Annotated in this window: 25 protein-coding genes; 15 read left to right on the forward strand and 10 right to left on the reverse strand. The window is 38.7% G+C overall.

Annotation, left to right across the window (positions count from 1 at the left end; all coding sequences use genetic code 11):
- Position 1: 1 nt before the first annotated feature.
- Positions 2 to 739, reverse strand: coding sequence for an ImuA family protein (locus tag OQ267_RS13415; protein ID WP_265836315.1), 738 nt, complete (start codon positions 737 to 739; stop codon positions 2 to 4).
- Positions 740 to 991: 252 nt separating this feature from the next.
- On the opposite strand from OQ267_RS13415, the gene OQ267_RS13420 reads away from it, so the two are divergent.
- From OQ267_RS13420 to xth, 8 genes are all read left to right on the forward strand, one after another.
- The gene (locus OQ267_RS13420; RefSeq protein WP_265836316.1) at positions 992 to 1,624 is read left to right on the forward strand and encodes a hypothetical protein; all 633 of its coding nucleotides are present in this window, start codon (positions 992 to 994) and stop codon (positions 1,622 to 1,624) included.
- 37 nt (positions 1,625 to 1,661) lie between these two features.
- Positions 1,662 to 1,898 (forward strand): hypothetical protein, encoded by a 237-nt coding sequence (locus OQ267_RS13425; protein WP_265836317.1) that lies wholly within the window; start codon positions 1,662 to 1,664, stop codon positions 1,896 to 1,898.
- Between the two features lie 2 nt (positions 1,899 to 1,900).
- Complete coding sequence (locus OQ267_RS13430) at positions 1,901 to 2,722, forward strand: SOS response-associated peptidase (RefSeq protein ID WP_056095137.1); 822 nt, start codon at positions 1,901 to 1,903, stop codon at positions 2,720 to 2,722.
- A 98-nt stretch (positions 2,723 to 2,820) separates the two neighbouring features.
- Positions 2,821 to 3,012: a DUF3606 domain-containing protein gene (locus OQ267_RS13435; protein ID WP_265836318.1), complete on the forward strand. Its 192-nt coding sequence runs from the start codon at positions 2,821 to 2,823 to the stop codon at positions 3,010 to 3,012.
- On the forward strand, positions 2,999 to 3,307 hold the full coding sequence (locus OQ267_RS13440; protein WP_265836319.1) for a hypothetical protein: 309 nt from the start codon (positions 2,999 to 3,001) through the stop codon (positions 3,305 to 3,307). Before OQ267_RS13435 ends, OQ267_RS13440 begins: the two co-directional genes overlap by 14 nt.
- Before the next feature lie 13 nt (positions 3,308 to 3,320).
- Complete coding sequence (locus tag OQ267_RS13445; RefSeq protein ID WP_265836320.1) at positions 3,321 to 3,614, forward strand: DUF3606 domain-containing protein; 294 nt, start codon at positions 3,321 to 3,323, stop codon at positions 3,612 to 3,614.
- Positions 3,615 to 3,617: 3 nt separating this feature from the next.
- Entirely contained in the window at positions 3,618 to 4,391 is a 774-nt protein-coding gene (locus OQ267_RS13450; protein WP_265836321.1) for a DNA-formamidopyrimidine glycosylase family protein, read from the forward strand.
- Complete coding sequence (gene xth / locus OQ267_RS13455; protein WP_265836322.1) at positions 4,388 to 5,164, forward strand: exodeoxyribonuclease III; 777 nt, start codon at positions 4,388 to 4,390, stop codon at positions 5,162 to 5,164. Before OQ267_RS13450 ends, xth begins: the two co-directional genes overlap by 4 nt.
- Positions 5,165 to 5,181: 17 nt before the next feature.
- On the opposite strand, the gene OQ267_RS13460 is transcribed toward xth, so the two are convergent.
- The 3 genes from OQ267_RS13460 to OQ267_RS13470 form a co-directional block, all read right to left on the reverse strand.
- Positions 5,182 to 6,270: a sensor histidine kinase gene (locus tag OQ267_RS13460; protein WP_265836323.1), complete on the reverse strand. Its 1,089-nt coding sequence runs from the start codon at positions 6,268 to 6,270 to the stop codon at positions 5,182 to 5,184.
- Positions 6,271 to 6,523: 253 nt separating this feature from the next.
- Positions 6,524 to 7,261: a LytR/AlgR family response regulator transcription factor gene (locus OQ267_RS13465; protein ID WP_265836324.1), complete on the reverse strand. Its 738-nt coding sequence runs from the start codon at positions 7,259 to 7,261 to the stop codon at positions 6,524 to 6,526.
- Positions 7,262 to 7,318: 57 nt separating this feature from the next.
- Positions 7,319 to 7,693 (reverse strand): helix-turn-helix domain-containing protein, encoded by a 375-nt coding sequence (locus OQ267_RS13470; RefSeq protein WP_265836325.1) that lies wholly within the window; start codon positions 7,691 to 7,693, stop codon positions 7,319 to 7,321.
- Between the two features lie 643 nt (positions 7,694 to 8,336).
- Between OQ267_RS13470 and OQ267_RS13475 the strand changes: the two genes are divergently transcribed.
- From OQ267_RS13475 to OQ267_RS13485, 3 genes are read left to right on the forward strand one after another with little or no spacing between them, the layout of a single operon-like run.
- Positions 8,337 to 9,080 carry a TlpA family protein disulfide reductase gene (locus OQ267_RS13475; protein ID WP_265836326.1) on the forward strand — a complete coding sequence of 248 codons (744 nt, stop codon included), beginning with the start codon at positions 8,337 to 8,339 and terminating at the stop codon, positions 9,078 to 9,080.
- 31 nt (positions 9,081 to 9,111) lie between these two features.
- Entirely contained in the window at positions 9,112 to 12,309 is a 3,198-nt protein-coding gene (locus OQ267_RS13480; protein WP_265836327.1) for a SusC/RagA family TonB-linked outer membrane protein, read from the forward strand.
- Positions 12,310 to 12,321: 12 nt separating this feature from the next.
- Positions 12,322 to 13,698 carry a RagB/SusD family nutrient uptake outer membrane protein gene (locus OQ267_RS13485; RefSeq protein ID WP_265836328.1) on the forward strand — a complete coding sequence of 459 codons (1,377 nt, stop codon included), beginning with the start codon at positions 12,322 to 12,324 and terminating at the stop codon, positions 13,696 to 13,698.
- A gap of 61 nt (positions 13,699 to 13,759) precedes the next feature.
- Here the strand turns inward: OQ267_RS13485 and OQ267_RS13490 are convergent, their stop codons facing one another.
- From OQ267_RS13490 to OQ267_RS13505, 5 genes are all read right to left on the reverse strand, one after another.
- A complete protein-coding gene (locus OQ267_RS13490; protein WP_265836329.1) occupies positions 13,760 to 14,140 on the reverse strand; it encodes a hypothetical protein in 381 nt (126 codons plus the stop codon).
- Positions 14,141 to 14,242: 102 nt separating this feature from the next.
- Complete coding sequence (locus OQ267_RS22560; protein WP_416348656.1) at positions 14,243 to 14,719, reverse strand: MauE/DoxX family redox-associated membrane protein; 477 nt, start codon at positions 14,717 to 14,719, stop codon at positions 14,243 to 14,245.
- Positions 14,720 to 14,877: 158 nt separating this feature from the next.
- A complete protein-coding gene (locus OQ267_RS13495; protein ID WP_265836330.1) occupies positions 14,878 to 15,444 on the reverse strand; it encodes a Crp/Fnr family transcriptional regulator in 567 nt (188 codons plus the stop codon).
- Between the two features lie 45 nt (positions 15,445 to 15,489).
- Positions 15,490 to 15,945: a hypothetical protein gene (locus OQ267_RS13500; protein WP_265836331.1), complete on the reverse strand. Its 456-nt coding sequence runs from the start codon at positions 15,943 to 15,945 to the stop codon at positions 15,490 to 15,492.
- A gap of 110 nt (positions 15,946 to 16,055) precedes the next feature.
- Complete coding sequence (locus tag OQ267_RS13505; protein WP_265836332.1) at positions 16,056 to 17,195, reverse strand: hypothetical protein; 1,140 nt, start codon at positions 17,193 to 17,195, stop codon at positions 16,056 to 16,058.
- Between the two features lie 293 nt (positions 17,196 to 17,488).
- Between OQ267_RS13505 and OQ267_RS13510 the strand changes: the two genes are divergently transcribed.
- Entirely contained in the window at positions 17,489 to 18,331 is an 843-nt protein-coding gene (locus OQ267_RS13510; RefSeq protein ID WP_265836333.1) for an RteC domain-containing protein, read from the forward strand.
- Between the two features lie 574 nt (positions 18,332 to 18,905).
- Positions 18,906 to 19,877, forward strand: coding sequence for a toprim domain-containing protein (locus OQ267_RS13515; protein ID WP_082489583.1), 972 nt, complete (start codon positions 18,906 to 18,908; stop codon positions 19,875 to 19,877).
- A gap of 91 nt (positions 19,878 to 19,968) precedes the next feature.
- Here the strand turns inward: OQ267_RS13515 and OQ267_RS13520 are convergent, their stop codons facing one another.
- A complete protein-coding gene (locus OQ267_RS13520; protein ID WP_131538525.1) occupies positions 19,969 to 20,175 on the reverse strand; it encodes a DUF6965 family protein in 207 nt (68 codons plus the stop codon).
- A 258-nt stretch (positions 20,176 to 20,433) separates the two neighbouring features.
- On the opposite strand from OQ267_RS13520, the gene OQ267_RS13525 reads away from it, so the two are divergent.
- Positions 20,434 to 20,841, forward strand: coding sequence for a plasmid mobilization protein (locus OQ267_RS13525; RefSeq protein ID WP_056095082.1), 408 nt, complete (start codon positions 20,434 to 20,436; stop codon positions 20,839 to 20,841).
- 3 nt (positions 20,842 to 20,844) lie between these two features.
- Positions 20,845 to 22,035, forward strand: coding sequence for a relaxase/mobilization nuclease domain-containing protein (locus tag OQ267_RS13530; protein ID WP_265836334.1), 1,191 nt, complete (start codon positions 20,845 to 20,847; stop codon positions 22,033 to 22,035).
- Positions 22,036 to 22,043: the final 8 nt, after the last annotated feature.

Raw genomic sequence — 22,043 nt, forward strand, 5'->3', positions numbered from 1 at the left:
GCTATCCAATCTGTCTGCCCTCCAGATCAGACCAAATCGTTTGATTACCGGTTTTCTTAATTTCTTCAAATTTTTCGCCTGCCCATTCCAGTATAAAGCTTCCCGGATTTCCATTACGAACTTTTAGCAGCTCAACCTGCCAGCGAGGGAATCCGATCCCGGGCAAGCCGTCCTGCGTAACTGAAGGAAGCGGGCTGACTTTCCATCTTGCTGTTGCCACGGTGCTCGCCTTTTTATTTCCGTCCTTGCGCAGGATAAATCCCGTAACACCACTGGTCTCAACCGCCAGCTGCAGCCTGCGGGATTCTATAAGACTCACATTGTTCAGTTCTGCCACAACCGCCGCAAGCCCCTCACATTTGATGGCCTCCTCTGTAATCCATAGCACATCCTTTTCGCTCTGAACATCCATAAAAATAATGCGCTCAGGCTCTACGTTAAATAAGCTCAAAGAAGCGGGGAAGAGATTCCGGGTCGTGCTTACCCACACACAGGCCGCACCATTTTCCATAAGGACGGAAAGTAGCCCGGCGATAAAGCCGTCACTGGCCGCCGAATGCTCCGGCTGAATTGTAATAAATTCATGAATTGCCTTTTTGGGAAAAACACCACCGGGAAATGAATTTTCAATCTCTCCCAGTCCGATGCGTTCGGCATTGCCTGTGCAATGGGGCTTAAACCCCTGCCATAACAGGATATCCTGTTGCAATTTCTGAAGTAATTCTTTTTTGGCATTCATGACTTACTGAATTAAATACTATTATATTTAGTATTATAAAATTATACAACAAACATAAAGCTAAAAATGTTAGTAAAAAATGAATTGTGGAAAACATTCTCGTTTTGGTGGAAAGTTTGCATTCCTTACTGTGATGACCATCCTTGATAAAATAGATCTTAAAATCTTATTTATGGATAATAATTCTTAATCGATTTTATTCCATCTTCCTGATTTTCAAAACCTATATGCTCAAATAATTGTTGTTACAAAATGGACAGAAAAGAAGTAACCAGCCTAATTAGTGAGGTAGAAAAAAGTGTCATTAGCTGGGCAAAAGCACATCGCAGTGAACTGATCATTGGCGGTATTTTCGGATTTTCCCTTACTGCAGCGTATCTGATTTTCTCAAAAAAACATTTTAAGTTGACTAAGCCTTTAAAACCATTAGAACCCGGACTGAATATGGAAAGATATATTTTTGAAATCCCCACCGACAGCGGGATAAAAAAGGCTGTCGTAGAAACTTCAGGCGAATGCTATGGGGTGAGTTTGGATGGCAAATTCATCGGAAGCATGTGGCGTGATGAAAACCTTGGTCTTCAATGGGACACACTCGATGAAGAACTAGCGCCTCATGTCTGGGATATCGCATCCAAGCTTTCAGAGGCTTTTTCCAGACAGGGATATCCCTCACTGTTAAAGGGAGCTTATCCCGAAATTGAGTCTACCCAGTGGAAGAGCAGTGAGACCCTTCAGGTCATTCTCGCAAAGGAAACAGATATGGAGGTCTTCACGCCGTTCTTAAAAGATGAGGTCTTAAACCTAGTTGATTTCGAGGAGCACCTTGACCTAATGGTTAAGAAGGCCGATGATCCGTATTTTGTAATTATAGGCATCAACTAACTATTTTTTATTTGGTTAACGATTTTGTATTTTTAAGATGATGAAAATAGAAGAGGCTTTTGAGATTACCCTGCCCGATATTAAGATGATCGTTACTTCGCATCTGATCGGAGGCAGTGAAATATATAGGATCGAGTTCTCGGATGGAAGACCACCACTAAACGTAACCGAAGCGAATGGCTTCCGGGCATTCTGGACATCTGTTCCGCAGGGAAGACAGGTAGAGGCCGAATTTTTTGGTAAAAAGATTGCTGAACATTTGAAAAATAAATAATTATGTGTTACTACAATGGTCAACGCGTTTCAAGGGCAGAGTTTATATCACTTCTACAACTTGAAAAGGCAGTAAAAAATTATCAGTTTCTCGACAGGGCTGTTCATAATGGCTTTGCCTATTCACCCGTGGCGGTATTAAAAAGAGATGCTGAACAGACAAACTTTGATATCGTGCAGATGGAATGGGGTTTTTTGCCTCCCTATCTTAAGAACCGCGAGGCTGCAAAGAATTTTCGAAATGGGTATAAAGATGCTGCCGGTAAATGGCATATCGGATATACAACCCTCAATGCAAAAGCTGAAAATCTTTTTTCAAATGAAAAAGGTGGTCCTTCGATTTATGCAAAAGCAGCCCGCGAGCGCAGATGCCTCGTACTTTCAACGGGATTTTATGAGTGGCGCCATGTATTTCCGAAGAACAAAAAAACAGGAGAGCCTTTGAAAACTGCCGTTAAGTATCCTTACTATATTTCTGTTAAGGACGAGGAATACTTCTACATGGCGGCAATTTATCAGGAGTGGACCGATCAGGAAACCGGCGAAATTGTTGAGACAGTTGCTGTCACTACCGCGCCGGCCAATCCGCTTATGGAACAGGTTCATAATTCCAAAAAACGTATGCCTACCATTTTAAATGATGAGCTGGCCTATGAATGGATGTTCGGAGATTTAAGCGATGAGCGAATCACCGAGATTGCATCCAGTCAGTTTCCTGCCAAACAAATGGATGCCTGTACAATCGCAAAAGAATTCTTGTCGACACTTGAGCCATCAACGCCTTTTATTTATGAAGACCTGCCCGCCATCGAGTACTCGATTTAACATGGCTGGATGCTTCCATAAAGCGCTTTTTAGGGGTGATCGTTTAGGTTTTAAAACCATTTTCAGTTGAGATCAGTTATATAATAAAAACTAATATCATGAGCGATAGCAAACATAAACAGGATGGCAGAGAAGATTCAAAAGTTGATCTGAACGATGCAAGCGAAGTTGCTTATGCAGCAAAACAGGCTGGAGTAACTTCTGCTCAATATAAGGAACTGGCTAAAGCGTCGGGAAGTTCTTCCAGGTCGAAGATTGCCGAATATATTAAGTCAAATGCCAAGGCGTAAGTCGGTAGATGTCTCACTTGATGGGCTTGCCGGAAAACTTGGAGCAGAGATTTTTAGTGAATCTCCGGGTTTTCTCTGTGTGCTCCCTCAGGATATCCATGAATCGATACTTGGAAGAGGGAATTCTGTTGCTGAAGCTGTAAACAACTGGGATGAAAAACTCAAGGCTCATCTCCGCAACAGTACCGCCGGGGATCCTGTCGTGGATTATGTACAAAAAATTCTGAGCAGTACCGTGCCTGATCATGTTCAGTCTTTTTATGATCAGTTTTACCCAGTTAGAAAAAAACAGTAATCTAAATATCGCTATGGATAAGCAGCAAAACACTCAGGCAAAGTTGGGAAATGAAGTGGACAACGACAGCAATTCAGAACAATTCATCAGTTCCGATGATCTCTTCGACAGACATGAAACTGAAAGTGATCTTGATTCCTTGGAACCACAGGAGTTCGGGACAGATGAGGGTATAATTAACGTCGATGATCCAAATGAACTCAGCTCTTGGGCTGAACAGTTTCAGATCAGTACGGACGAACTAAAATCCGCTGCACTATTGCGCGGAAATTCTATCCGCGAAATCAAAAAATATCTATCCGCTTAAGTCATGGCAGAACTACCAGATTTGACCGTATTTTCGCAGATTCTCAATAGAAGGTTTAAGGGGCAGACTTTGGAAACGCTGGAAATTATGGTATCCAAAAAAATTAATGTCCCGGCCAAGGAATTGAAAAAAGCTTTGGAAGGCAGGGAACTTTTGGATGTCCGGCGTTCCGGAAAGACGCTTCAACTTATTTTTTCGGGTTCCCAGGTTCTCGGTCTCCACTTAATGCTCAGGGGAGAACTTATCTCCATTGATCAGGATGAGCCCCCACGCTTCCAGATTTTAGGGTTTCACTTTGAAGGGGGTGATGCATTTGCATTGATCGATCTTCAAAAGCAGGCAACACCCACCTTAAATCCTGAATATACCGATGTTCCAGACGCGCTTGAGATGGAAGAGGATTATTTTTTTGATTTACTGGCTAAAAAGAGAACATCGATAAAAACATTGTTAATGGATCAGCATCTTGTTCGCGGGATAGGCAATTCCTATTCGGATGAGATACTTTACCATGCCGGCATCTCTCCATTTTCAGTCGCCAAGGCCATTCCGGATAAAGCGGCAAAGCGATTGTACAAAAGCATAAAATCTGTCTTGAGCGGGGCAATATCAAAAATCGCAGAAGCAAATGGTGATGAACTCAAGGGTGAGCTTCGTGATTTTATGTCGGTACATGTTGCCGAATTAAAAAAGACACCAAAGGGCGAGGAGATTTTGTCTGAAAAAATTGGTGGGCGAAAAGCTTATTATACCAAATCGCAAGAACTTTTTGAATGATTCTGAGCACTTACAACATTAATGGTGTCAACGGCAGGATCGAAATTTTGCTTAAATGGTTGAAAGAGCGGTCACCGGATGTTGTCTGTCTGCAGGAAATAAAATGTCAGGAAAAGGACTTTCCGGCCAAAAAGTTGATGGATGCAGGATACCATTCCGTGTGGCAGGGGCAGAAAAGCTGGAACGGTGTTGCAATCTTATTTAAGAGGGAAATAAAAGAAACGAAACGCGGACTTCCTGGCGATCCTGCCGACGACCATAGCAGATACATCGAAGCATTTATAAGTGGACTCGTTATAGGTTGTATTTATCTTCCAAACGGAAATCCGGCACCAGGTCCAAAATTTGAATATAAACTTAAATGGCTCAAAAGGCTTACCGCCCATTCAAAAAAACTGCTTTCGTTTGGCATCCCAACAATATTGATCGGTGACTATAATGTTATACCGACTGACCTAGATCTTTATAATCCAAACAGGTTCAGGGATAATGCGCTTTTCTTTCCCGAATCAAAAAAAGCATATCAGAAATTATTATCTCTAGGCTGGACTGATGCAATAAGAGCCCTGTATCCTGATGAAATCATCTATACGTTTTATGATTATCTTCGGAATGCATTTGGAAGAAATGCTGGTTTGAGATTGGGCCATTTTCTCCTGTCTCCAGGCTTGTCAGAGAAGCTGATTGACGGTGGAGTCGATAAACATGTCCGAAGCTGGCAGGGAACCAGTGACCATTGCCCGGTTTGGATCGAAATTCAACTAACAAAATAATATATTATATCAATGACTTACACAGCTGGATAAATTTTTAAAATTAAATTGACATCAAAATAGTTACTATCCCTTTTTCCGTAGGATAACAAAAATTTATCGCCATAAGCCAAACCTAATCGCTTTTCAATATTCTCCATTCCTTTATTAAAGCCTGAATGGTGGATCCTGGTGTTGATCAAATTAGAAGTATTTATTGACAATTCGTTTTTACTCAATTTAATATCTAATAATCCAGGTTGGTTTGGCTTTTGTAAATTTCCATGCTTAAGCATGTTTTCTAACAATGTGATTACGACCAATGGTATAAAGCGAAAATTTTTAAGCTCTTCAGGAAAAGAAAGATTAATATACTGTTCTTTGTCTTTCCTTATTTTATTAAGCGATATAAGGTTATCAATTTGATGCAGTTCCTCCTCCAGCTTGGGAAATTCTTCGGGGGATTCCATGGTTTCAAGGCTAAACCGCATCAATTCGGCCAAATTAAGAACTGCTTCTCCGGCGTCCTCATTAAATTTCCGGACGCTATCATATAAAAAACTCAATGTGTTGAATAATAGGTGTGGATTGATTTGGGCTCGCAAATATTCATACTTCGCAACATGCAATTCATTTTGCATCTCTTTATTTTTCAAATCCTTCAAATATTCCATTCTTTCTGAATGTTCTCTTTTTAAACGTTCCGCTTTGAAACGCAAAAACAAATAGTAAAAGCAGGAAAGAACGATAAAAAACAAACCTCTCCAAAGCGATTGAAAAAAACTTTTATGGTTAGTAATAATTGATGGGATGTTAAACCCTTTATGAGTTCCTTCCAGTACGTAATTAAGATAAGATCTGAAAAAAATATACAAACAGATTTGAATTATCATGAGGATGATTATCCTTGTCCAGGGTTTAGGCTTTGTAAAACTCTTCTTGAGCACGAAATGCGCATTCGTATAAAATAGAATAATATTAAGAATATAATGGAGGGCATAATTCAAAGCTTTTCCAAAAAAGCCCATTGAAAGTCCGATAAGTCCGATCTCTAATGTTATGAATATTGCCCATCCAATTAGGTGCAAGTGCTGCACTTTTCCCCATTCGAAAATTTTCTTAGTCATGCTATAATTGCTCTTGGTGTAACCTCATTTTATCGCGGTGTAAAAATTTTTTTTACGCTAAATAATGGCTCTAGTTTCAAAATAAAAACATGAAACAGAACCCTAAAAAACTGGTCAAAAAAACAGTATTTGTTTTTAGATCGCAGCAAACAATTCGAAAGTCCGAAACTGATCCCACTACTTCCAGCATCATCATTATTTCCAATGAAACGCTGATTAGCAATCGTTGAGCGTTGGTTTCACATTTGAATCCTTAAGACTTCCGGCCGGATCTTAATGTTTTATTTTCAGAAAATTCAATAAAACCTTGCTTGTAGTTGTTGCCCATCGGAATGATGTGTGCTCCAAGCTTTAATGTATTCCCAGCTATTTTTTCAACCCTTTCTTCATTTACGAAGTAACTGCGGTGAACTCTGTAGAACAATGTGCCCCAAAACTCCTTTTCAACTTCCTTCATTGTCAAATAGACTGTGTAATCCTCATCCTCAGTGACAATTTTCATGTAGTTTTTCAAGCTTTCGAAAAATAATATTTTGGATTTCTTTATCTTCAGTTTCTGTCCCCTTTCGCCAATGCTTACATAGAAATATTTTCTTTGGGCAATCCTTATCCCTTCAATTCTTTTTCTTTCTGCATCTAAAATGTCCCAAACGGTTTTAATGAATTTCGGTTTTGAGATTGGCTTAACCAGATACCGAGAAGCATTTACTTCAAAAGCTTCTATTGCATATTTTGTAAATGCAGTAGTAAATACAATAAATCGAGCTCGATTGACTAATTTTTTTGCGAGCTCAATGCCGGTAATTTCTGGCATGTCTATATCCAAAAAAATAAAGTCTATTTTGTCTCTGATGCTGATTCCTGATAGTGCAATAAGGGGATCAAGAAAAGTTTTGACTAGTTTTAGGTTGGGATTCGTCTCAATGTAATCTGAGAGAATCGAGATTGAATGTTTTTCATCGTCGATTACGACGCAACGAAGTTGTTCCATATGTCAAAGTTTAGGGTAATCTCAAAAATGATCCCTCAATTACTTTGCATATCCAAATTAACTTTTTTCTTTTGGTTCGATTTTAATCACCTCAGTGGTTTTCTTTTGGGACAAAGAACCATCTTTGTTAATTTTGTTAGTTCTCCTTAAAGTTAATACGACCATGTCATATTTTGGCTGCTCCAAGGGGAGGATATCTTGTATAGTGCAATTGAGAGCGCTTGCTAACAAGTTTATATGTCTAATGCTGTATTTGGCACGTTCTGTAAAAGTTTCTACTTTTGAAATAAACCCATCAGCTAATTTCATCTTCTGAGTTAACTGAAGTTGAGTCATTTTACTTGCAATTCTCAAGGCCCTAACTCTTTCAATCAACATAAAATCTAATTGAGAGATTTCAACAAAAATTAACTCGTCTTCAGGTGCTACCATTTACATGTGCAAGTGACTGATTTTGATGATTTAAGTCAACTCCACTTGTGGATTTGGTTAATGTTTTGTATCTTGGCTTTAATAAAATTAACGATATAGAAAAACGATAGAATATAACTTCCATTAATTTGGATTGAGTAATTACTGAAAGAACTTGTGGTGAAAAGTAGGACGTTCGAACACGAGAGGTAGGTAAAACTCAATTCCTATGCTATCTTTGTATAGCATACGGATTTGGGTCGCCTGCTTTATTTGAGTTCGGCCGCTGCAAGGCGGTGGTGGTCCTACACCTTCACTTCAAATAAAGCGTAAAGGCGGCCCTTTTCCGTTTGACTTTCGGTTAACACAGATTAGCCATGAAAGCATTTGAAATCATCATTTCTTCAAATTTCAGCAGAACATGCTATTTTCTGGCCTACTTTTTAGGCCCTCAAATCTCTGTTTTTTATACTCTCGGATGGACATTTATCATCCTAATTAGCTTGGTTATCTGTTCTCCTGAATAAGATGCCAGGCTAAGGCAGGTCAACCCTACGGTTAATGATAGAAAATAGGTTCTTTAATAATGCGCCTGCCTTAGTTCTCTTCAGTATTTGAGATTTCTCATGTAATTTTCCGATCAACTAACTTAAAACAACAAACAATGAAAAAAACGATATTATTTATCGCTTTGGCACTGCCATGCCTTTTTTTTAGGCATTATATTTTTAGTCCATTCTCAAAATTATCACATAACCTTTTAAGTAAAAAGATTCCTTTTCAATTCCCTTGTGAGCTAAGTACAACAGTTAGCATCCTGTCATCACTTTCGAAAAAGGAAATAGCCCTTGAGTGGCTAAAGCGCAAAAACTATCCGCTGGTTCTTTTGTTTTTTGTCGCTGTTACCTGTCAGGCACAGGAAGGAATTTCTGAAAAGAAATTAATGGTCGGGGATAAAATTGGCAATATCCGATTTTCAAAAATCCTCAATTATTCGGATACATCAATTAATTTTTCAAAGCTCAGGGGAAAAGCTGTTATCCTTGATTTTTGGGCAACATATTGCACCGCATGTCTAAAATACTTTCCTAAAATGGATTCCCTGCAAAAGCTGTATGGTAAGAACTTACAGATCTTCTTAGTCAATGCTTACAAGAACGATACTGAACCAATACTGATAGATTTTTTGGAAAAAGAAAAAAAACGTATTTCCGGTTTTTGCTTACCGCTTATCCAAAGCGAAGAAAACAGCCGTGATCTTTTTCCGATTAAAAGTATGCCACATTACATCTGGGTGGGACCTGATGGACGCGTAAAAGCTATAACTGGTCCAGAACAAATCAACTCTTCAAATATCGAGCGTCTTATTGCAGGGCTAAGCCTTAGCATAAAGAACAAAATTGATTAAGATGAGAATAGATCAATTTAATTCAAGAAAAATGAAATGGAATTTTTTGCTTCTTGCAACTGCATTGTTAATTATTGCACTTTCTGCCCTCACAGCCTTTGCGCAAAAGGGACAGGAGGTGCGTGGAAAAGTGACTGATCTTGATGATCAGGTAATAATTGTTTCTGTTCGTTTTAAGGATGGGGTTACCCTTACGGATAAAAACGGAAATTTTGTTTTAAAAAATGTGAGTATTGGGGATACCATCCGATTTACTGCTACAGGATTCAAACCAGTAAATCGTATTTACGAAGCCCCGTTATCTTTCATTTCAGTAAAGATGACTGAAGAAGTTCATCAACTGGATGAGGTTTTAGTGCAAACTGGTTACCAGAACGCTAAACCAAATGAAATCAATGGGACAATATCCTTGATTGACGAAAAAGCAATAAATTCCAGATCCGGAACCAATATACTTGACCGGCTCATCGGGCAGAGCAGCGGCTTAATGCTACAGGTAGGTAAAAGCAGCAGCAATCCGCAAAATAAAACAAATATCAGCATAAGGGGATTAGGCACGATCAATGGACCATTGGATCCTCTAATTGTTTTGGACGGTTTTATTTATGAAGGCGATATTGAAAATATAAATCCCAACGATATCGAAACCGTTTCAATTTTGAAAGATGCAGCTGCATCTTCGATCTGGGGCGCCCGGGCGGGTAATGGGGTAATTGTAATAACAAGCAAAAAGGGTAAGTTTAATCAGGCTATGCAGCTCTCATTCAACTCAAACTTTCTTTTACAGAGCCTTCCAAAACTTAATGCCGTATCTCAAATAGATAATGCTGACTATATAGCTTTAGAAAGAAAACTATTTGACGCCGGTTACTTTAATGATAAAATAACTTCGACTCCCTGGGCTTCACTTACACCTGTTGTAGAAATTTTACTGGCTCAGAGAAATGGAAAAATCTCAAGAGCTGCAGCCGTTCAGCAGATTGAGGGACTATCAAATAATAATACCCAGCAATCCTATCTCGACAATTTTTATACAAGGGCATTAACACAGCAGCACAGCTTGAACATCAAGGGTGGGGGTGAAAGAAATAGCTATCTCCTTTCTGCTGCTTATGATCATGTAAGAGGAGAGACATTTAGCATTTCGGATAAGATAAACCTGCATTTGGCAAATGACTTTAAATTTAACAAGCTCATTAGCTTAAACACAAACGTTTATTTTACAAATCTGCATTCCAAATCTGGCAGACCCAGCTATAATTCATTATCTGTCGGTGGGAGGTACCCAACCTATCTGGATTTTAATCAAATCTCAGGCTTGGCAATGAAATATAGGGCAAATTATACAGACACAGTAGCAAACCGTAAGTTTTTGGATTGGAAATATTATCCTGATCAGGATTATATCCATGACTACTTTACGGGTAAGTCCCAAGAACTATACGCGAATGTAGGCCTGAAGTTCCAGATTCTCGACGGGCTGGATTTGCAGATATCTTATCAGTATCAAAGGCAAAACAGAGACGATGACCACACCTCAGATAGAGAAAGTTTTGCCGCCAGAGATTTGATCAACACTTATAGTCAATACAATTCTTCAACAGGAATCGTGACTTCTCCTGTACCTCTTGGTGGTATTCTATCAACGAATAGCTCACAGGTATCGTCACAAACCGGCAGGGCGCAGCTCAATTACAATAAGATTTTTGGAGTACACAAATTGACAGCAATTTTTGGTTCTGAGTTAAGGGCTTCTAATTCATCCGGTACCGGTTCCACAAAATTGGGATACCAAGAAGATCCCCTTTATTTCAACCTAGTGGATCAAACGGGTTATTATCCCGAGTATCTATCCGGAAACAGCAGTCAGATTGGGGGTTCCAACACAATCAGTAAGACTGCTTATCGGTTTATAAGCATATACAGTAATTTAAGTTACACATATCGTGGAAAATATATCCTTTCGGGCAGCATAAGGAGAGACGGATCAAATATTTTTGGAGCAAACACTAATGATAAATGGAAACCACTCTGGTCTGCAGGAATAGGGTGGCAGATATCAGATGAGAATTTTTATAATCTTGATTGGCTGCCAGTTTTAAAATTGACAGGTAGTTTTGGATACAGTGGAAACGTTGATTTGACGAAAACCGCATCACCAGTTGCAGGATATGCTAGCAACGTGGTCACCGGGTTTCCGATTACAAGAATCAATTCCATAAATAATCCAGACCTACGCTGGGAGCAACTCTCGCAGTTTAGCGTAAGAGTTGATTTTGAATCGGCCAAGAAAAAGATATCAGGATCACTGTCCTGGTATACTAAAAAGGGATCCGATTTATATGGGCAATCCAGTTATGACTATACCACTTGGGGAGCAAGGGAATTCATTACCCGGAATGTTGCAGATATGAAGGGAAAAGGTCTGGATCTCGACCTGCATACTAAAAACTTAAATGCAGGTAAATTTAACTGGACCACAGACTTGTACGTCAGCTATAACCTCAGTACAACCGAAAGGTATTATTCTAACACCGGTTCAAGCATATATGCACTTCTCTCTGGCGGTAAGGCAATCACTCCATTGGAAGGCTATCCCCTTTACTCAATAGCAGCCTATAAGTGGGGCGGCCTTGATGTAAATGGCAATCCTCAGGGTTATTTGAACGGGGTACTGAGTACAAACTATACTGCTTTGCTAGCGGAGGCTACAAAAGACGGTTCAAATTTAATATATAAGGGTTCGGCATCCCCTACTTACTTTGGATCCCTTATCAATAATTTCAATTGGAATGGTTTCAACCTATCGGTAAACATAAACTTTAAACTTGGATACCATGTGAGGAAACCATCTATTAACTATACTCAATTGATCGCAGGTAGCATTGGAAATTCAGAATTTGCTAGGAGATGGCAAAATCCTGGCGACGAACAGCATACTAATGTTCCTTCATTTCTGTATCCAACCTCAAGTTTACGTGATGCATTTTATTACGGGTCGGAGGTCAATATAATGTCTGGGGATCACATCAGACTTGATTATATAAAGCTAGGTTATAGCATAAATACTTCCCAGTGGAAATTTCCTTTCAGAACGCTTGAGGCATATTCCGGCTTACAAAATGTTGGCCTTATATGGAAAGCGAATAAATTCGGATACGATCCCGATTATGCTGGATTTGTTCCGCCATCAAGGCAGATAACGTTTGGTATAAAGGGCTCATTTTAAATGTTAAATAATATGAAAAATAGAAGAATAATTTTCTTAATAGCAGTTGCTTCACTTTTCCTTGCTATTGTGACCTCTGGGTGTAAAAAGTATCTTGATGTTAAATCAGACTCAAAACTTGTTATCCCAAAAACTCTTCAGGATGTTCAGGGCTTACTGGATGATGCCAACATCATGAACCTTCGGACATCCCCATCTTTTGGAGAAGCGTCCAGTGATGATATATTTTTGCCTTTAGCTGGCTACAATGCAGTGGGACTGACTGGCCAGGAAGCTTACACATGGCGTCCGACACCATATAGAATTGGGAATGACTGGAATCTTGGATATCTGGCAATATATAATTCTAATCTGAGTTTGGAACTGTTAAGTAAAACTGAACGCTCAGCCGTTAATTCGGCAGCATGGGATAATGCACAGGGGAGTGCATTATTTTATCGTGCATATTATTTTCTAATGCTCACAAGCCAGCATGGCTTGGCGTATGATGATTCCCGTTCCACTACTGACCTTGGAATTGTTCTGCGGCTGAGCTCCGATTTCAATGTGCCCTCATTCAGATCAAGCGTTTATGAATGTTATCAGCAAGTTATAAATGATGGGATGAAGGCATTATCTTTATTGCCTGATTATCCGCAACACGTTATGCGCCCATCGAAAGGTGCAGCGGCAGCACTTCTTTCGCGCTGTTATCTTTATATGGGCAAATATGACCTTTCTCTTCAGTATGCTCAGGAGTCATTAAAGTTAAATGCTAAACTAATGAACTTCAATGGAGATCCGGACTTGTTGGCATTAAGCACAGCTGTACCAATAAAAAAGTTTAATAAGGAGACAATATGGTATGCAGAATTAAATAGCAGTTTTGGAATTACAAACGTTACGAGGTTTAGGATCGATTCAAACTTGTATGCCAGCTATAATGCCAACGATCTCAGAAAAACAGCTTTCTTCAAATTAGCTGCTCCCTATCAACAATTCAAGGGTAACTATACAGCCAGTGCAAATATCTTCTTTTCTGGTTTAGCTACCGACGAAGTTTATTTAAATAGCGCGGAGTGTAAAGCAATGCTCAATGATCTCGCTGGTGCAATGAATGACCTAAATACTTTGATGAAAACCCGTTGGAAAAGTACAATCCCTTTCATTCCAATTACTGCCATTGATCAAAGAGATGCCGTAACTAAGATTAGAGAAGAAAGGCGGAAAGAGCTACTCCTGCGTGGTTTGCGTTTCGCAGACATAAAGAGATATAACAAGGAGGGATTTGGGATAATTTTAAGGCGAGTAATTGATGGCAAGACCTTCACTTTAATGCCTGAATCTAAATACTATGCACTTCCTTTACCAACCGATATTATAGAACTGACAGGAATGCCTCAAAATTGATAAAAATCGGGCAGTCTAAATTTAACTGCCCGATTTTAAATATTTGCCGGTAAAATGATGTTTACTCCGCAGAGCGATTGATGATATCCATCGTATTATCACTGCTACCTGAAACATATGCAGTAGAGGCTGCATTCGAAGCAGAAATATTTAAGGACGATTTCAGTGTTGGCGTTGTGCCTTCATTTACGAAACTTTTATACACTGTAATCGTACAAGCCGCCTCTTGTTCATTATCGCACACGGGTGCACTTTCATCATGAGTCCAGTAAGTTTCCTCTTCAACATCTGCTTGAGATAAACTTGGTCCTGTATAGCGGAACTGGTATCTTTCAAGCTTACTGGTCTTTTCAGATTTGAAAGCCGATCCGGTTAAAACTAATACTAACCCTAAAGCGGCGGCCATTAGGCCTTTGCTTACATTTTTTATTGCTGTATACATAATTTAAGGATGCTTTTTACTTTGAAAAAACAAGCGAAAAAGTTAGTTTAAGATTTGGGCACCATGCCCTGTTGAATGCATTAAATTTTGGAATTATATTTTTCACTCTTTGCCGCTTAACCTCCTTTCCTTTTTGATAACTCTAATAAGACAACCCATATTTATAAAAAACAAAAGTATATTGAAGTAGAGATGGGTTTTCCAGCTCATCTTAGAGATGAAGCCACCGCAGCTGCATGGGGCATTGGGAAAAACATGGGTTAGGATCAGTGTGATGTATATCGTAAATCCTAATATCAGAGTTAAGGAAAGCCAAAGCCCCCATTTGTGTTTATTAAAAATCAGTAGCATCGCTGCGGTTAACTCAAGAATCGGGACAAGATAAGTCAGTAACTGCTGTATTGAATAAGGAAAGGGTTGCTCCTTCATCTGGAGCTGGTAAAGTTTTAGATCAGCGAGCTTTGCAAAAACTGCATAAGACCATAGCAATGTTAACAGGAATATTCCAATGGTATTTAGGTTTGATACCAAGCTTTTATAGCTTATATGTGTCCGTTTATGTGAATAAATATTTTCCATGTTTTGTTCATTAAAAACCCATCTGATTGTGGATTAAAGTTCGAAACAACAGAAATAATATTTACTACCCGAATTCGGCAATTTTTACTCTTTTTGCACCCCTTGGAAAAAGTGATAATCGTACACCTATTTGTGTAATAATGCGATTCCCTGCCGTGTCATCTGCGGTATTTCCTTTTTATTTTGAAGAGATATTTTGATTCGATTGCGAGAAGGGAAGCCAGAATCTTATGAATGGGAAGATTAATTAATTCTGGATACCTGTCTTGAAAATAGAGAAATCTTGTTTCCGCATGTCTGATCCTCAGCATTTGTTCTCTTTGCGTTATTTCACGGTAATGTTCCTCATAGATTTCCAGAAGAATCATTAGAAATTGAGGATTTGCTTTGGCAAGATCACTCCATTGGGATAGACTTATTGAGTAGCCGTAACTGTCCTTTAAAAAATTAACATACTCATTTGTGTGACTGAAAGAAAAAAACGAAGTAGTCGGAAAAATAAACCCACTCTGTAATATCCAAGAAGTATTTTCCTGCCCCTCGAAAATAAAATATCCCCTTGCAAGACCCTCTTCGATAAAATAAAGTTCAGGGTATGAATGATCTGGTGTGCTAATAAGTAAGCCTTTATTGAAAGTTTTCTGAACAGAGATTTCCGCCAGTTGGCTTACAACAGGTTCGCTTGCATTTTGAAGACTTTGGAGTTTTTCGATGAGTCGTTTCATTTGAATATGATTTATGGTAAACTTTAAGGTGTGTCATATACGTTATTACCTATCAGGAATATTGTTGTTGCCGAGAAGAAGTTCCAACTGTATGTTCAAATGCCAGGCGGTATATGATAGATTCAAGAGGTACGCATCAGGGAATATTTTCATAAGGTTCGAATAATGCTTTTCGCTAAACGCTATCAAATAGGAATCCTCCAAAAACTCTACATAAAGTTCAAATCTTGATCTTGGCATAACGTTTGGAAAATGATACAGGAATTCCTCAGCATTATAGGTTCGGATAACAATTTCTTCATCATTATCCTTATCGATTGCCATTAGCCGTAAAGACCCGCTTTCAATCAAGGGATAAAAATTATAATCTTCTCTAGTCAGGAACACAGTCTGGCCACCTTTGTATGCAGTTTTTTTGGCTATGGTTGAGATGTATGCTTTGAGTCCAGGCGAGAGTGAGTGAAATGCGTTTAGTTTCTGTGAATAGTTTTCTACGTCCATAATCTTTTTAGGGATAAAGAACGGCTATTTGAAAACTTTGTCAAGTTGCAGAAATTTTATGGTCTTGCAACCCCTCATCAAATTGCAAGATTCGCAGTATTCTCACAATTTCAATATCTTTCCTGAGCTAATGCGAGCATTTCACTGAGCTTTGCGATGACTTTCTTAATATCTTCACTAGCATGATTATAGTGGGCGTTTCTTGCACTTTTTTCAGATATTGAATCGCGTTCCACAGTGCTAAAGTGCCTTGCAATATACTGGTGCGCGAATTTTGCCCTTTGCCATATTATTATCCCGGTCTCCATCTGAAGATGGACAAAAAAGGCCAGCTGTTTAACGGAAAAGGAAACTTTATAGTTGGCGTTCATAATTCCCGCTTCCTCAACTTCATGATTCACAAATTCCATAGCGCGGAGTAAAAGGAGTTCTTCTCGGAGGAATTTTTTTATAGTGCGCTGAATATCGGGTTTCTTTGTAAACTGGAGCATTTGGGTTTCTCTGTATAACACTCTTATCTCTTTCCGATAGGAACAGACTGCAGAAATTTTTTCCCCTAAAGTTGTCTTATGCTCAATCTCTTTTGAAATATGCCGTTTAGTATAAAAAAATAAGTCAGGATGATTTATTCCAAGCCCCATGAAAATTTTTATAATGCGAAATTCATCAACTGGATCAAGCAACATAAGATCTTGATGAATTTTGTAGCAGGATTCTTTCCAAAATTTCAGATCTTGAAAACTGATTATCTGACTTATATCCAAAACCGATCTTGTGACCTGCATCAGTTTAGGATCCAATTTCTTCATTTCAAATTCTCCAACGATTAAATCTAAATCATTCTCAATTTCCGAAATTTCGGACTCAATCATTTTTATAGGGATCCTGCCTTTATAGTCGAAGATCTTCGGAAAGATTTGTTTCATCCAGATTAGTAATTCTTCCATTATATCCAGCAATGCTTCCAGAGTACTTATTATAATCTTGTGGTCCGGATCTTTTTCCCTAAGCTTTTTTTCTGTGCTAGTCTTATCCATTAAAAGAGTTAAGTTCTGTTGGTGAAAATTGAAATATGCTTTTGACTTTTCATGATTATTTAGTTCAACGGCCATATCCCTGAAGGCTCTGGTCAGTCGGGAATGCTCTCGTTCCAGATTTTTTTTTGATTCCATTGCAAAATTTTTTGCAAAAGTTTTTTTCGTTTGCAGGCTTGTGAGATGTTCCTCAAAAAAAATAAATTGGTAATTCATAGCTGATTTTTAGCACAATTTATGACTGAACTTACCTGTCAAAAAGATTTTTACACCGAGGCCTTTGGTGGTTACACCATTAGTTTGATTAGGCTGACAAACATATTCTCAAAAGTAAAATTTAACGAATATTGTCCTTAGAATTTATCTGCAAATAATGTATTCAAAGGGGGTTGATCAATTATGCAACTGATAGTTAACTTGATTTAGAGTGCGAATTGGCACAACTTGCGAAAGTTCCTGTAGGATAATCGCAGGTTCAGTCAACCAACTTTTTACCTAAATCCTTCTCTATGTTAATCCAAACTTCTGAACAGCTTTATTTAGAAATGACCGCAAAACTGCATGCTGTAAAACAAGAACCCATCAGTGACCTAACCAGATTTTCATTCTCACTAGACATTATCGAAAAGGATATCAGTCGTTTGAACACGTTGGTAAACCAATTGGGTTTCTCTTCTGAAATGGAAGAGATATTATTCTTTAAAGAACACAAACCGAAATTCTATTGCTGTAAAATTTTGATTGTGGAGCAATTCAATATTCTATCAAATATTCCGATTGATACGGACGAGGCAATTAGGAGTTATTATGTTCTGGAAATAGATTTCCTGAGAAGATACTTTGAGCAAAATAAATTCCTTTACCAATATTACCTCAACAATCAAACTGCCCTGGACCAGGAATATTTTCTCAGAAAAAACAAGCAGGGGATTCTTCCAGCGTTGAAATACGACGAATTTGATACCAATGTAGATTATACTTTTGCAAAGTTCCGTGCATACGAGCAGCTGCGCGAATTTTTGCTGACCAGGATTCGTTTGATTTATAACAATCCCGATTCCTCCCTTTATCACCTTCTTGCGAAAAATTCGGAGCTGAAATGGACCGATGACAAAGTTAATCTGGTTGAGCTCGCCTATGGCATATACTTTATGGGTTCTTTAAACAATGGAAAAGCTGACATTTCCCAGGTCGTGGATATTCTTGAGCGAACCTTGAATATAGACCTGGGTGTTGCCTACCGAAAATTCATCGATATATCCAGAAGGAAGAGCAAAGGGTATACAGTTTATCTCGATGGTATGAGAAGTGCAATCAACAATCATATTATCAGTAAACAACGCTTCAGTTAAGATGATTCTTCTGGGATTTTTTCTAACAAATTCAATGTAAAGCTATGTGTCCGGAAAGAAATTTTTAAAAATGTTTGGTAGTGAAAGTATAACACAAGTTTGAAAAAGTGTTAAAATCTTATTGCCAGGATTTGTAGAGATTTTAGCAAGTTCTAAAGTTTTGTCAAGAATTTACGCTTCGATGTGAGGGTTTTACGGTAATATCGGTAAGCTACAACATTTCCATTCCGAAAACCACTACGATTAAGCTACGTTAAAGGAATTAAAAAATCGTACCCACTTTTTGAAAAGTGTCAAATGCTCGCAGCATACTTCCTGAATTTTGAGCCAACAAAAGAGTTGGTCTTTGACATTCAGGAATGAAACATTACCCTTTAAATTGAAGGGAATTTTGCGAAGCTTTGAGATGACGTCAAAAAGGTGAAAGCGCATTGGCAGACGATAAGTCCGGTTTGTAGAAATCGACGCGAGTAGTTCCGAAGTTACAATATATAGAGGCCCTTCTTTTTGGGTTCTATCTTAAAGGGGCGATAAGCCCCTTTTTTGTTTCTGAAAATTCTAAAACTAAATCGGTATGTCAGCTTTTTTAAACGTTAATGAGATCAAGGAGAAAGTATCGCTCCTCGATCTTTTGAAGAACTTGGGGTTCAGTCCCCAGAAAGTATCGGGGGGAGAGTATTTTTTTCTAAGTATGTTGCGTGAAGAATATACTGCCTCACTTTGTGTAAATGATAATCTGGGGGTCTGGTTTGACCATGGCGGTGCAGGAGTATCGGGAATAAAAAGCGGAAGCATAATCGATTTTGGCCTCGCATATTGGTATCCCTCAAGCTTTCCTGAGGTTCTTAAAAAAATCGTAGAGTATGCAAAAATAAACCTTGAGAGAACCGCGGATGTGCCTGTTGATAATTCCCGAAGGCCCTTGCCCTTCAAAGTTCCAAGATATGAAGTAGAAGTAGTAAATGAATCAATCGGCAACGATGTCATCAGCTCATATCTTAAAGGCAGGGGAGTGCAAAGCGTTGCAGGTGGTTATTTATATGAACTTTATTATTCGGTCATGGACAGCAGCAATAAGCGCAGGAATTACTTTGCTTCTGCATGGCCAAATGAGAATGGTGGCTGGGAGGTACGCAACAAATATTTTAAGGGTTGCCTGGGGCACAAGGGAATGAGTTTTTTGCAGGGGGCTGTTGACAGGCTAGGTGTCTTTGAAGGTTACTTTGATTTTCTGAGCTGGAAAGTCGAACATCCACAGGATCCTGCATCCATATTGGTGTTAAATTCCCTTTCGTTTCTACAGGCTGCCAAGGGTAGGTCAAACCAGTTTGGTTCTATTGAACTTTATTTTGACCATGATAAAGCAGGAAAATCTGCTGCGCAGGAATTTATCCGAGATGTACATGGAAGTATAGACTGTTCGTTCAAATATGCAGGGTTTAAGGATTATAATGAAAAGCTTGTGGCTGATCTAAGGCAAATTGAAAAATCTATTGTTAAGCCTATGCCTTTTAGTGTAGAGAATGGTTTTGGTATAACACGTTGATATATGAATATATAACTATGTAAATATTGAGCTATGCCTCTATCGGTATATGTGGATATTCTTATATAGAAATATGTGGATATATATTTAGCTAGTTAGACTCAATGATAAGTTTCATCATTTTTAGTCTTACTAATAGTGGCTTATTGATTTTACTTTCCGGATTAGCTCTAAGTGGCCCGAAATGGCTCTCTAGAAATAAATCAAAGTCAGTTACTTTTGTTGCCTCATTTAAAAACACCGGCATTTCCGGTCTCTGGCAATTCTTGAAAAACTCTTCTAATTCCTGCAGCTCCATCTGGCAAAGATAGCTTTAGGCTTTCTGTTTTGCCGGAATACTTTTTAACAAAATCCTAATAAACCAAGCTTAAATTTTTTGGTTTTTATCCTTTCGTTATTGTAGGTGTATTTTGGTTTTTTAGCCTGCAAGTTGTGTTTTTGTTGCTCAAAAACCCTATAACTTGCCCGCTTTTTTTTCGCCTTTGGGCGTAGCGGGATGGAAAAAACGTCGCAACTAGTTTTTTCTTCTTCGGAGGATGTCCCTTAATTGTTGAATATGACCAAGAAAAAGAATGGGAGGCCTTTAAAATTAGATGGTAAAAGAACCAGGTTCATTAAGGCCAGATTTACCGAGGAAGAATATGCTTTACTCCGAAACCTTTGGCTTTCCCTTGGATTGAAAGAAAGTGATTTCTTGCGGCAAAGGCTTTTAATCTCCTCTGCGGTTTCAAATAAAATCAATGCTGTCGAAGTTTTAAAACACCTGAACCAGATCGGTGCAGAGATCGGTAGGTCAGGAAACAACATTAACCAGCTTGCCCGGCATGCGAACTTTTTAAATAAACGAGGAATGCTCTCTGCTGAAATTGTACTTCAGTTCAACACGATTTTTACTGATTACATTTCAATATTTAGAGGAATGGAGAGAGCAACCAGGGAATTACTCAGGTTATTAAAGGCTTAATTTATGATTGTAAAAATTCTTTGGAAATCAAAGACTTTTAGGGCAGTTAGGTACAATACCAATAAAGTTGAAAAAAATAAGGGAGAACTGGTAAAGGTATCCGGTTTTGGGGCGCTGCAAGGACTATCTGAGATCAGGCCTGGAGATTATGTAAACTACCTCTCATCCCTAGCGAGCAGAAACCGCAGGGTTGTATATCCACAATTTCATGCAATGATATCTCCAAAGGGCAGAAGCTTAGACAAAGGGGAACTAGTTACACTGGCCGAAGGTTGGCTAGAGGGGATGGGATATGGAAATCAGCCTTACCTTCTCATTTTCCACAAGGACACGCAGAATAATCACATCCATATGGTATCTTCAAGAATAGACCTGGAAGGGAAAAAGATTTCCGACAGCTTTGAGAAGATCAGGGCTTACAGGGTGCTCAATAAACTTATCGGAAATGATGAGAAACAAGCTGCCGAAAAAGCTTTGATAAAGGCACTTCAATACAGCTTCTCCAATAAGGCGCAGTTTATGATGTTGCTTGAAAGACAGGGATATGCATTGAAAGTTATTGAGGATACGCTTGATCTGTCAAAGTATGGTGAAAAAGTAGGCAGTATAAACTTAACCATAATAGAACAAAAAATTGCCCGGTTTTCACCTGATCAGAAAAGAAAGGAACAGTTAAAACAGATTTTTGCAAAGTATAGGCCAATTACCGATTCCAGAATTCAAGCGATCAGGGAAGATCTTCCAAGTGGCGAGAAAGGAAAAGTAATAGGCTATAACTCTGAGTTAAGCGAAAAATTATCTTCTTCATTCGGCCTTCAGTTTGTATTTCATTTTAAAGGTGACAAGCCGCCATATGGCTATACCATTTTAGACCATTCCACCAAGGAAGTTTTTAAAGGTGGCGATATTATGTCTCTAACTAAGTTTATGGAGACTTTACGCCAAACCGAAGACTTAAAAACGTTAATACCCATTTCGGAGGGTATTTATGAAAATCAGTTTTCTCCAAAGGAAGAGATGCTCCTTGAAAATCCATCAGAGTCAATATTTCCTGCTGACGAGGTTGAAATGCATGATTGTATATCCATTGGCGAATTCTCTTTGGATATAGACATCTCTGATGATATTGATGATGAGCAGATCCTCGGACGGAATAGGCGCAGGCAAAAAAAAGCAAGAACCAATACACGTTAAATTTTTAT

This window comes from Pedobacter sp. MR22-3 (assembly GCF_026240075.1).
In the GTDB taxonomy this organism is placed as follows: Bacteria; Bacteroidota; Bacteroidia; order Sphingobacteriales; family Sphingobacteriaceae; genus Pedobacter.

Coding starts and splice junctions, on each gene's coding strand:
- OQ267_RS13415 (WP_265836315.1), bottom strand. CDS start 739: ATGAATGCCAAAAAAGAATTACTTCAGAAATTGCAACAGGATATCCTG.
- OQ267_RS13420 (WP_265836316.1), top strand. CDS start 992: ATGGACAGAAAAGAAGTAACCAGCCTAATTAGTGAGGTAGAAAAAAGT.
- OQ267_RS13425 (WP_265836317.1), top strand. CDS start 1,662: ATGATGAAAATAGAAGAGGCTTTTGAGATTACCCTGCCCGATATTAAG.
- OQ267_RS13430 (WP_056095137.1), top strand. CDS start 1,901: ATGTGTTACTACAATGGTCAACGCGTTTCAAGGGCAGAGTTTATATCA.
- OQ267_RS13435 (WP_265836318.1), top strand. CDS start 2,821: ATGAGCGATAGCAAACATAAACAGGATGGCAGAGAAGATTCAAAAGTT.
- OQ267_RS13440 (WP_265836319.1), top strand. CDS start 2,999: ATGCCAAGGCGTAAGTCGGTAGATGTCTCACTTGATGGGCTTGCCGGA.
- OQ267_RS13445 (WP_265836320.1), top strand. CDS start 3,321: ATGGATAAGCAGCAAAACACTCAGGCAAAGTTGGGAAATGAAGTGGAC.
- OQ267_RS13450 (WP_265836321.1), top strand. CDS start 3,618: ATGGCAGAACTACCAGATTTGACCGTATTTTCGCAGATTCTCAATAGA.
- xth (WP_265836322.1), top strand. CDS start 4,388: ATGATTCTGAGCACTTACAACATTAATGGTGTCAACGGCAGGATCGAA.
- OQ267_RS13460 (WP_265836323.1), bottom strand. CDS start 6,270: ATGACTAAGAAAATTTTCGAATGGGGAAAAGTGCAGCACTTGCACCTA.
- OQ267_RS13465 (WP_265836324.1), bottom strand. CDS start 7,261: ATGGAACAACTTCGTTGCGTCGTAATCGACGATGAAAAACATTCAATC.
- OQ267_RS13470 (WP_265836325.1), bottom strand. CDS start 7,693: ATGGTAGCACCTGAAGACGAGTTAATTTTTGTTGAAATCTCTCAATTA.
- OQ267_RS13475 (WP_265836326.1), top strand. CDS start 8,337: ATGAAAAAAACGATATTATTTATCGCTTTGGCACTGCCATGCCTTTTT.
- OQ267_RS13480 (WP_265836327.1), top strand. CDS start 9,112: ATGAAATGGAATTTTTTGCTTCTTGCAACTGCATTGTTAATTATTGCA.
- OQ267_RS13485 (WP_265836328.1), top strand. CDS start 12,322: ATGAAAAATAGAAGAATAATTTTCTTAATAGCAGTTGCTTCACTTTTC.
- OQ267_RS13490 (WP_265836329.1), bottom strand. CDS start 14,140: ATGTATACAGCAATAAAAAATGTAAGCAAAGGCCTAATGGCCGCCGCT.
- OQ267_RS22560 (WP_416348656.1), bottom strand. CDS start 14,719: ATGGAAAATATTTATTCACATAAACGGACACATATAAGCTATAAAAGC.
- OQ267_RS13495 (WP_265836330.1), bottom strand. CDS start 15,444: ATGAAACGACTCATCGAAAAACTCCAAAGTCTTCAAAATGCAAGCGAA.
- OQ267_RS13500 (WP_265836331.1), bottom strand. CDS start 15,945: ATGGACGTAGAAAACTATTCACAGAAACTAAACGCATTTCACTCACTC.
- OQ267_RS13505 (WP_265836332.1), bottom strand. CDS start 17,195: ATGAATTACCAATTTATTTTTTTTGAGGAACATCTCACAAGCCTGCAA.
- OQ267_RS13510 (WP_265836333.1), top strand. CDS start 17,489: ATGTTAATCCAAACTTCTGAACAGCTTTATTTAGAAATGACCGCAAAA.
- OQ267_RS13515 (WP_082489583.1), top strand. CDS start 18,906: ATGTCAGCTTTTTTAAACGTTAATGAGATCAAGGAGAAAGTATCGCTC.
- OQ267_RS13520 (WP_131538525.1), bottom strand. CDS start 20,175: ATGGAGCTGCAGGAATTAGAAGAGTTTTTCAAGAATTGCCAGAGACCG.
- OQ267_RS13525 (WP_056095082.1), top strand. CDS start 20,434: ATGACCAAGAAAAAGAATGGGAGGCCTTTAAAATTAGATGGTAAAAGA.
- OQ267_RS13530 (WP_265836334.1), top strand. CDS start 20,845: ATGATTGTAAAAATTCTTTGGAAATCAAAGACTTTTAGGGCAGTTAGG.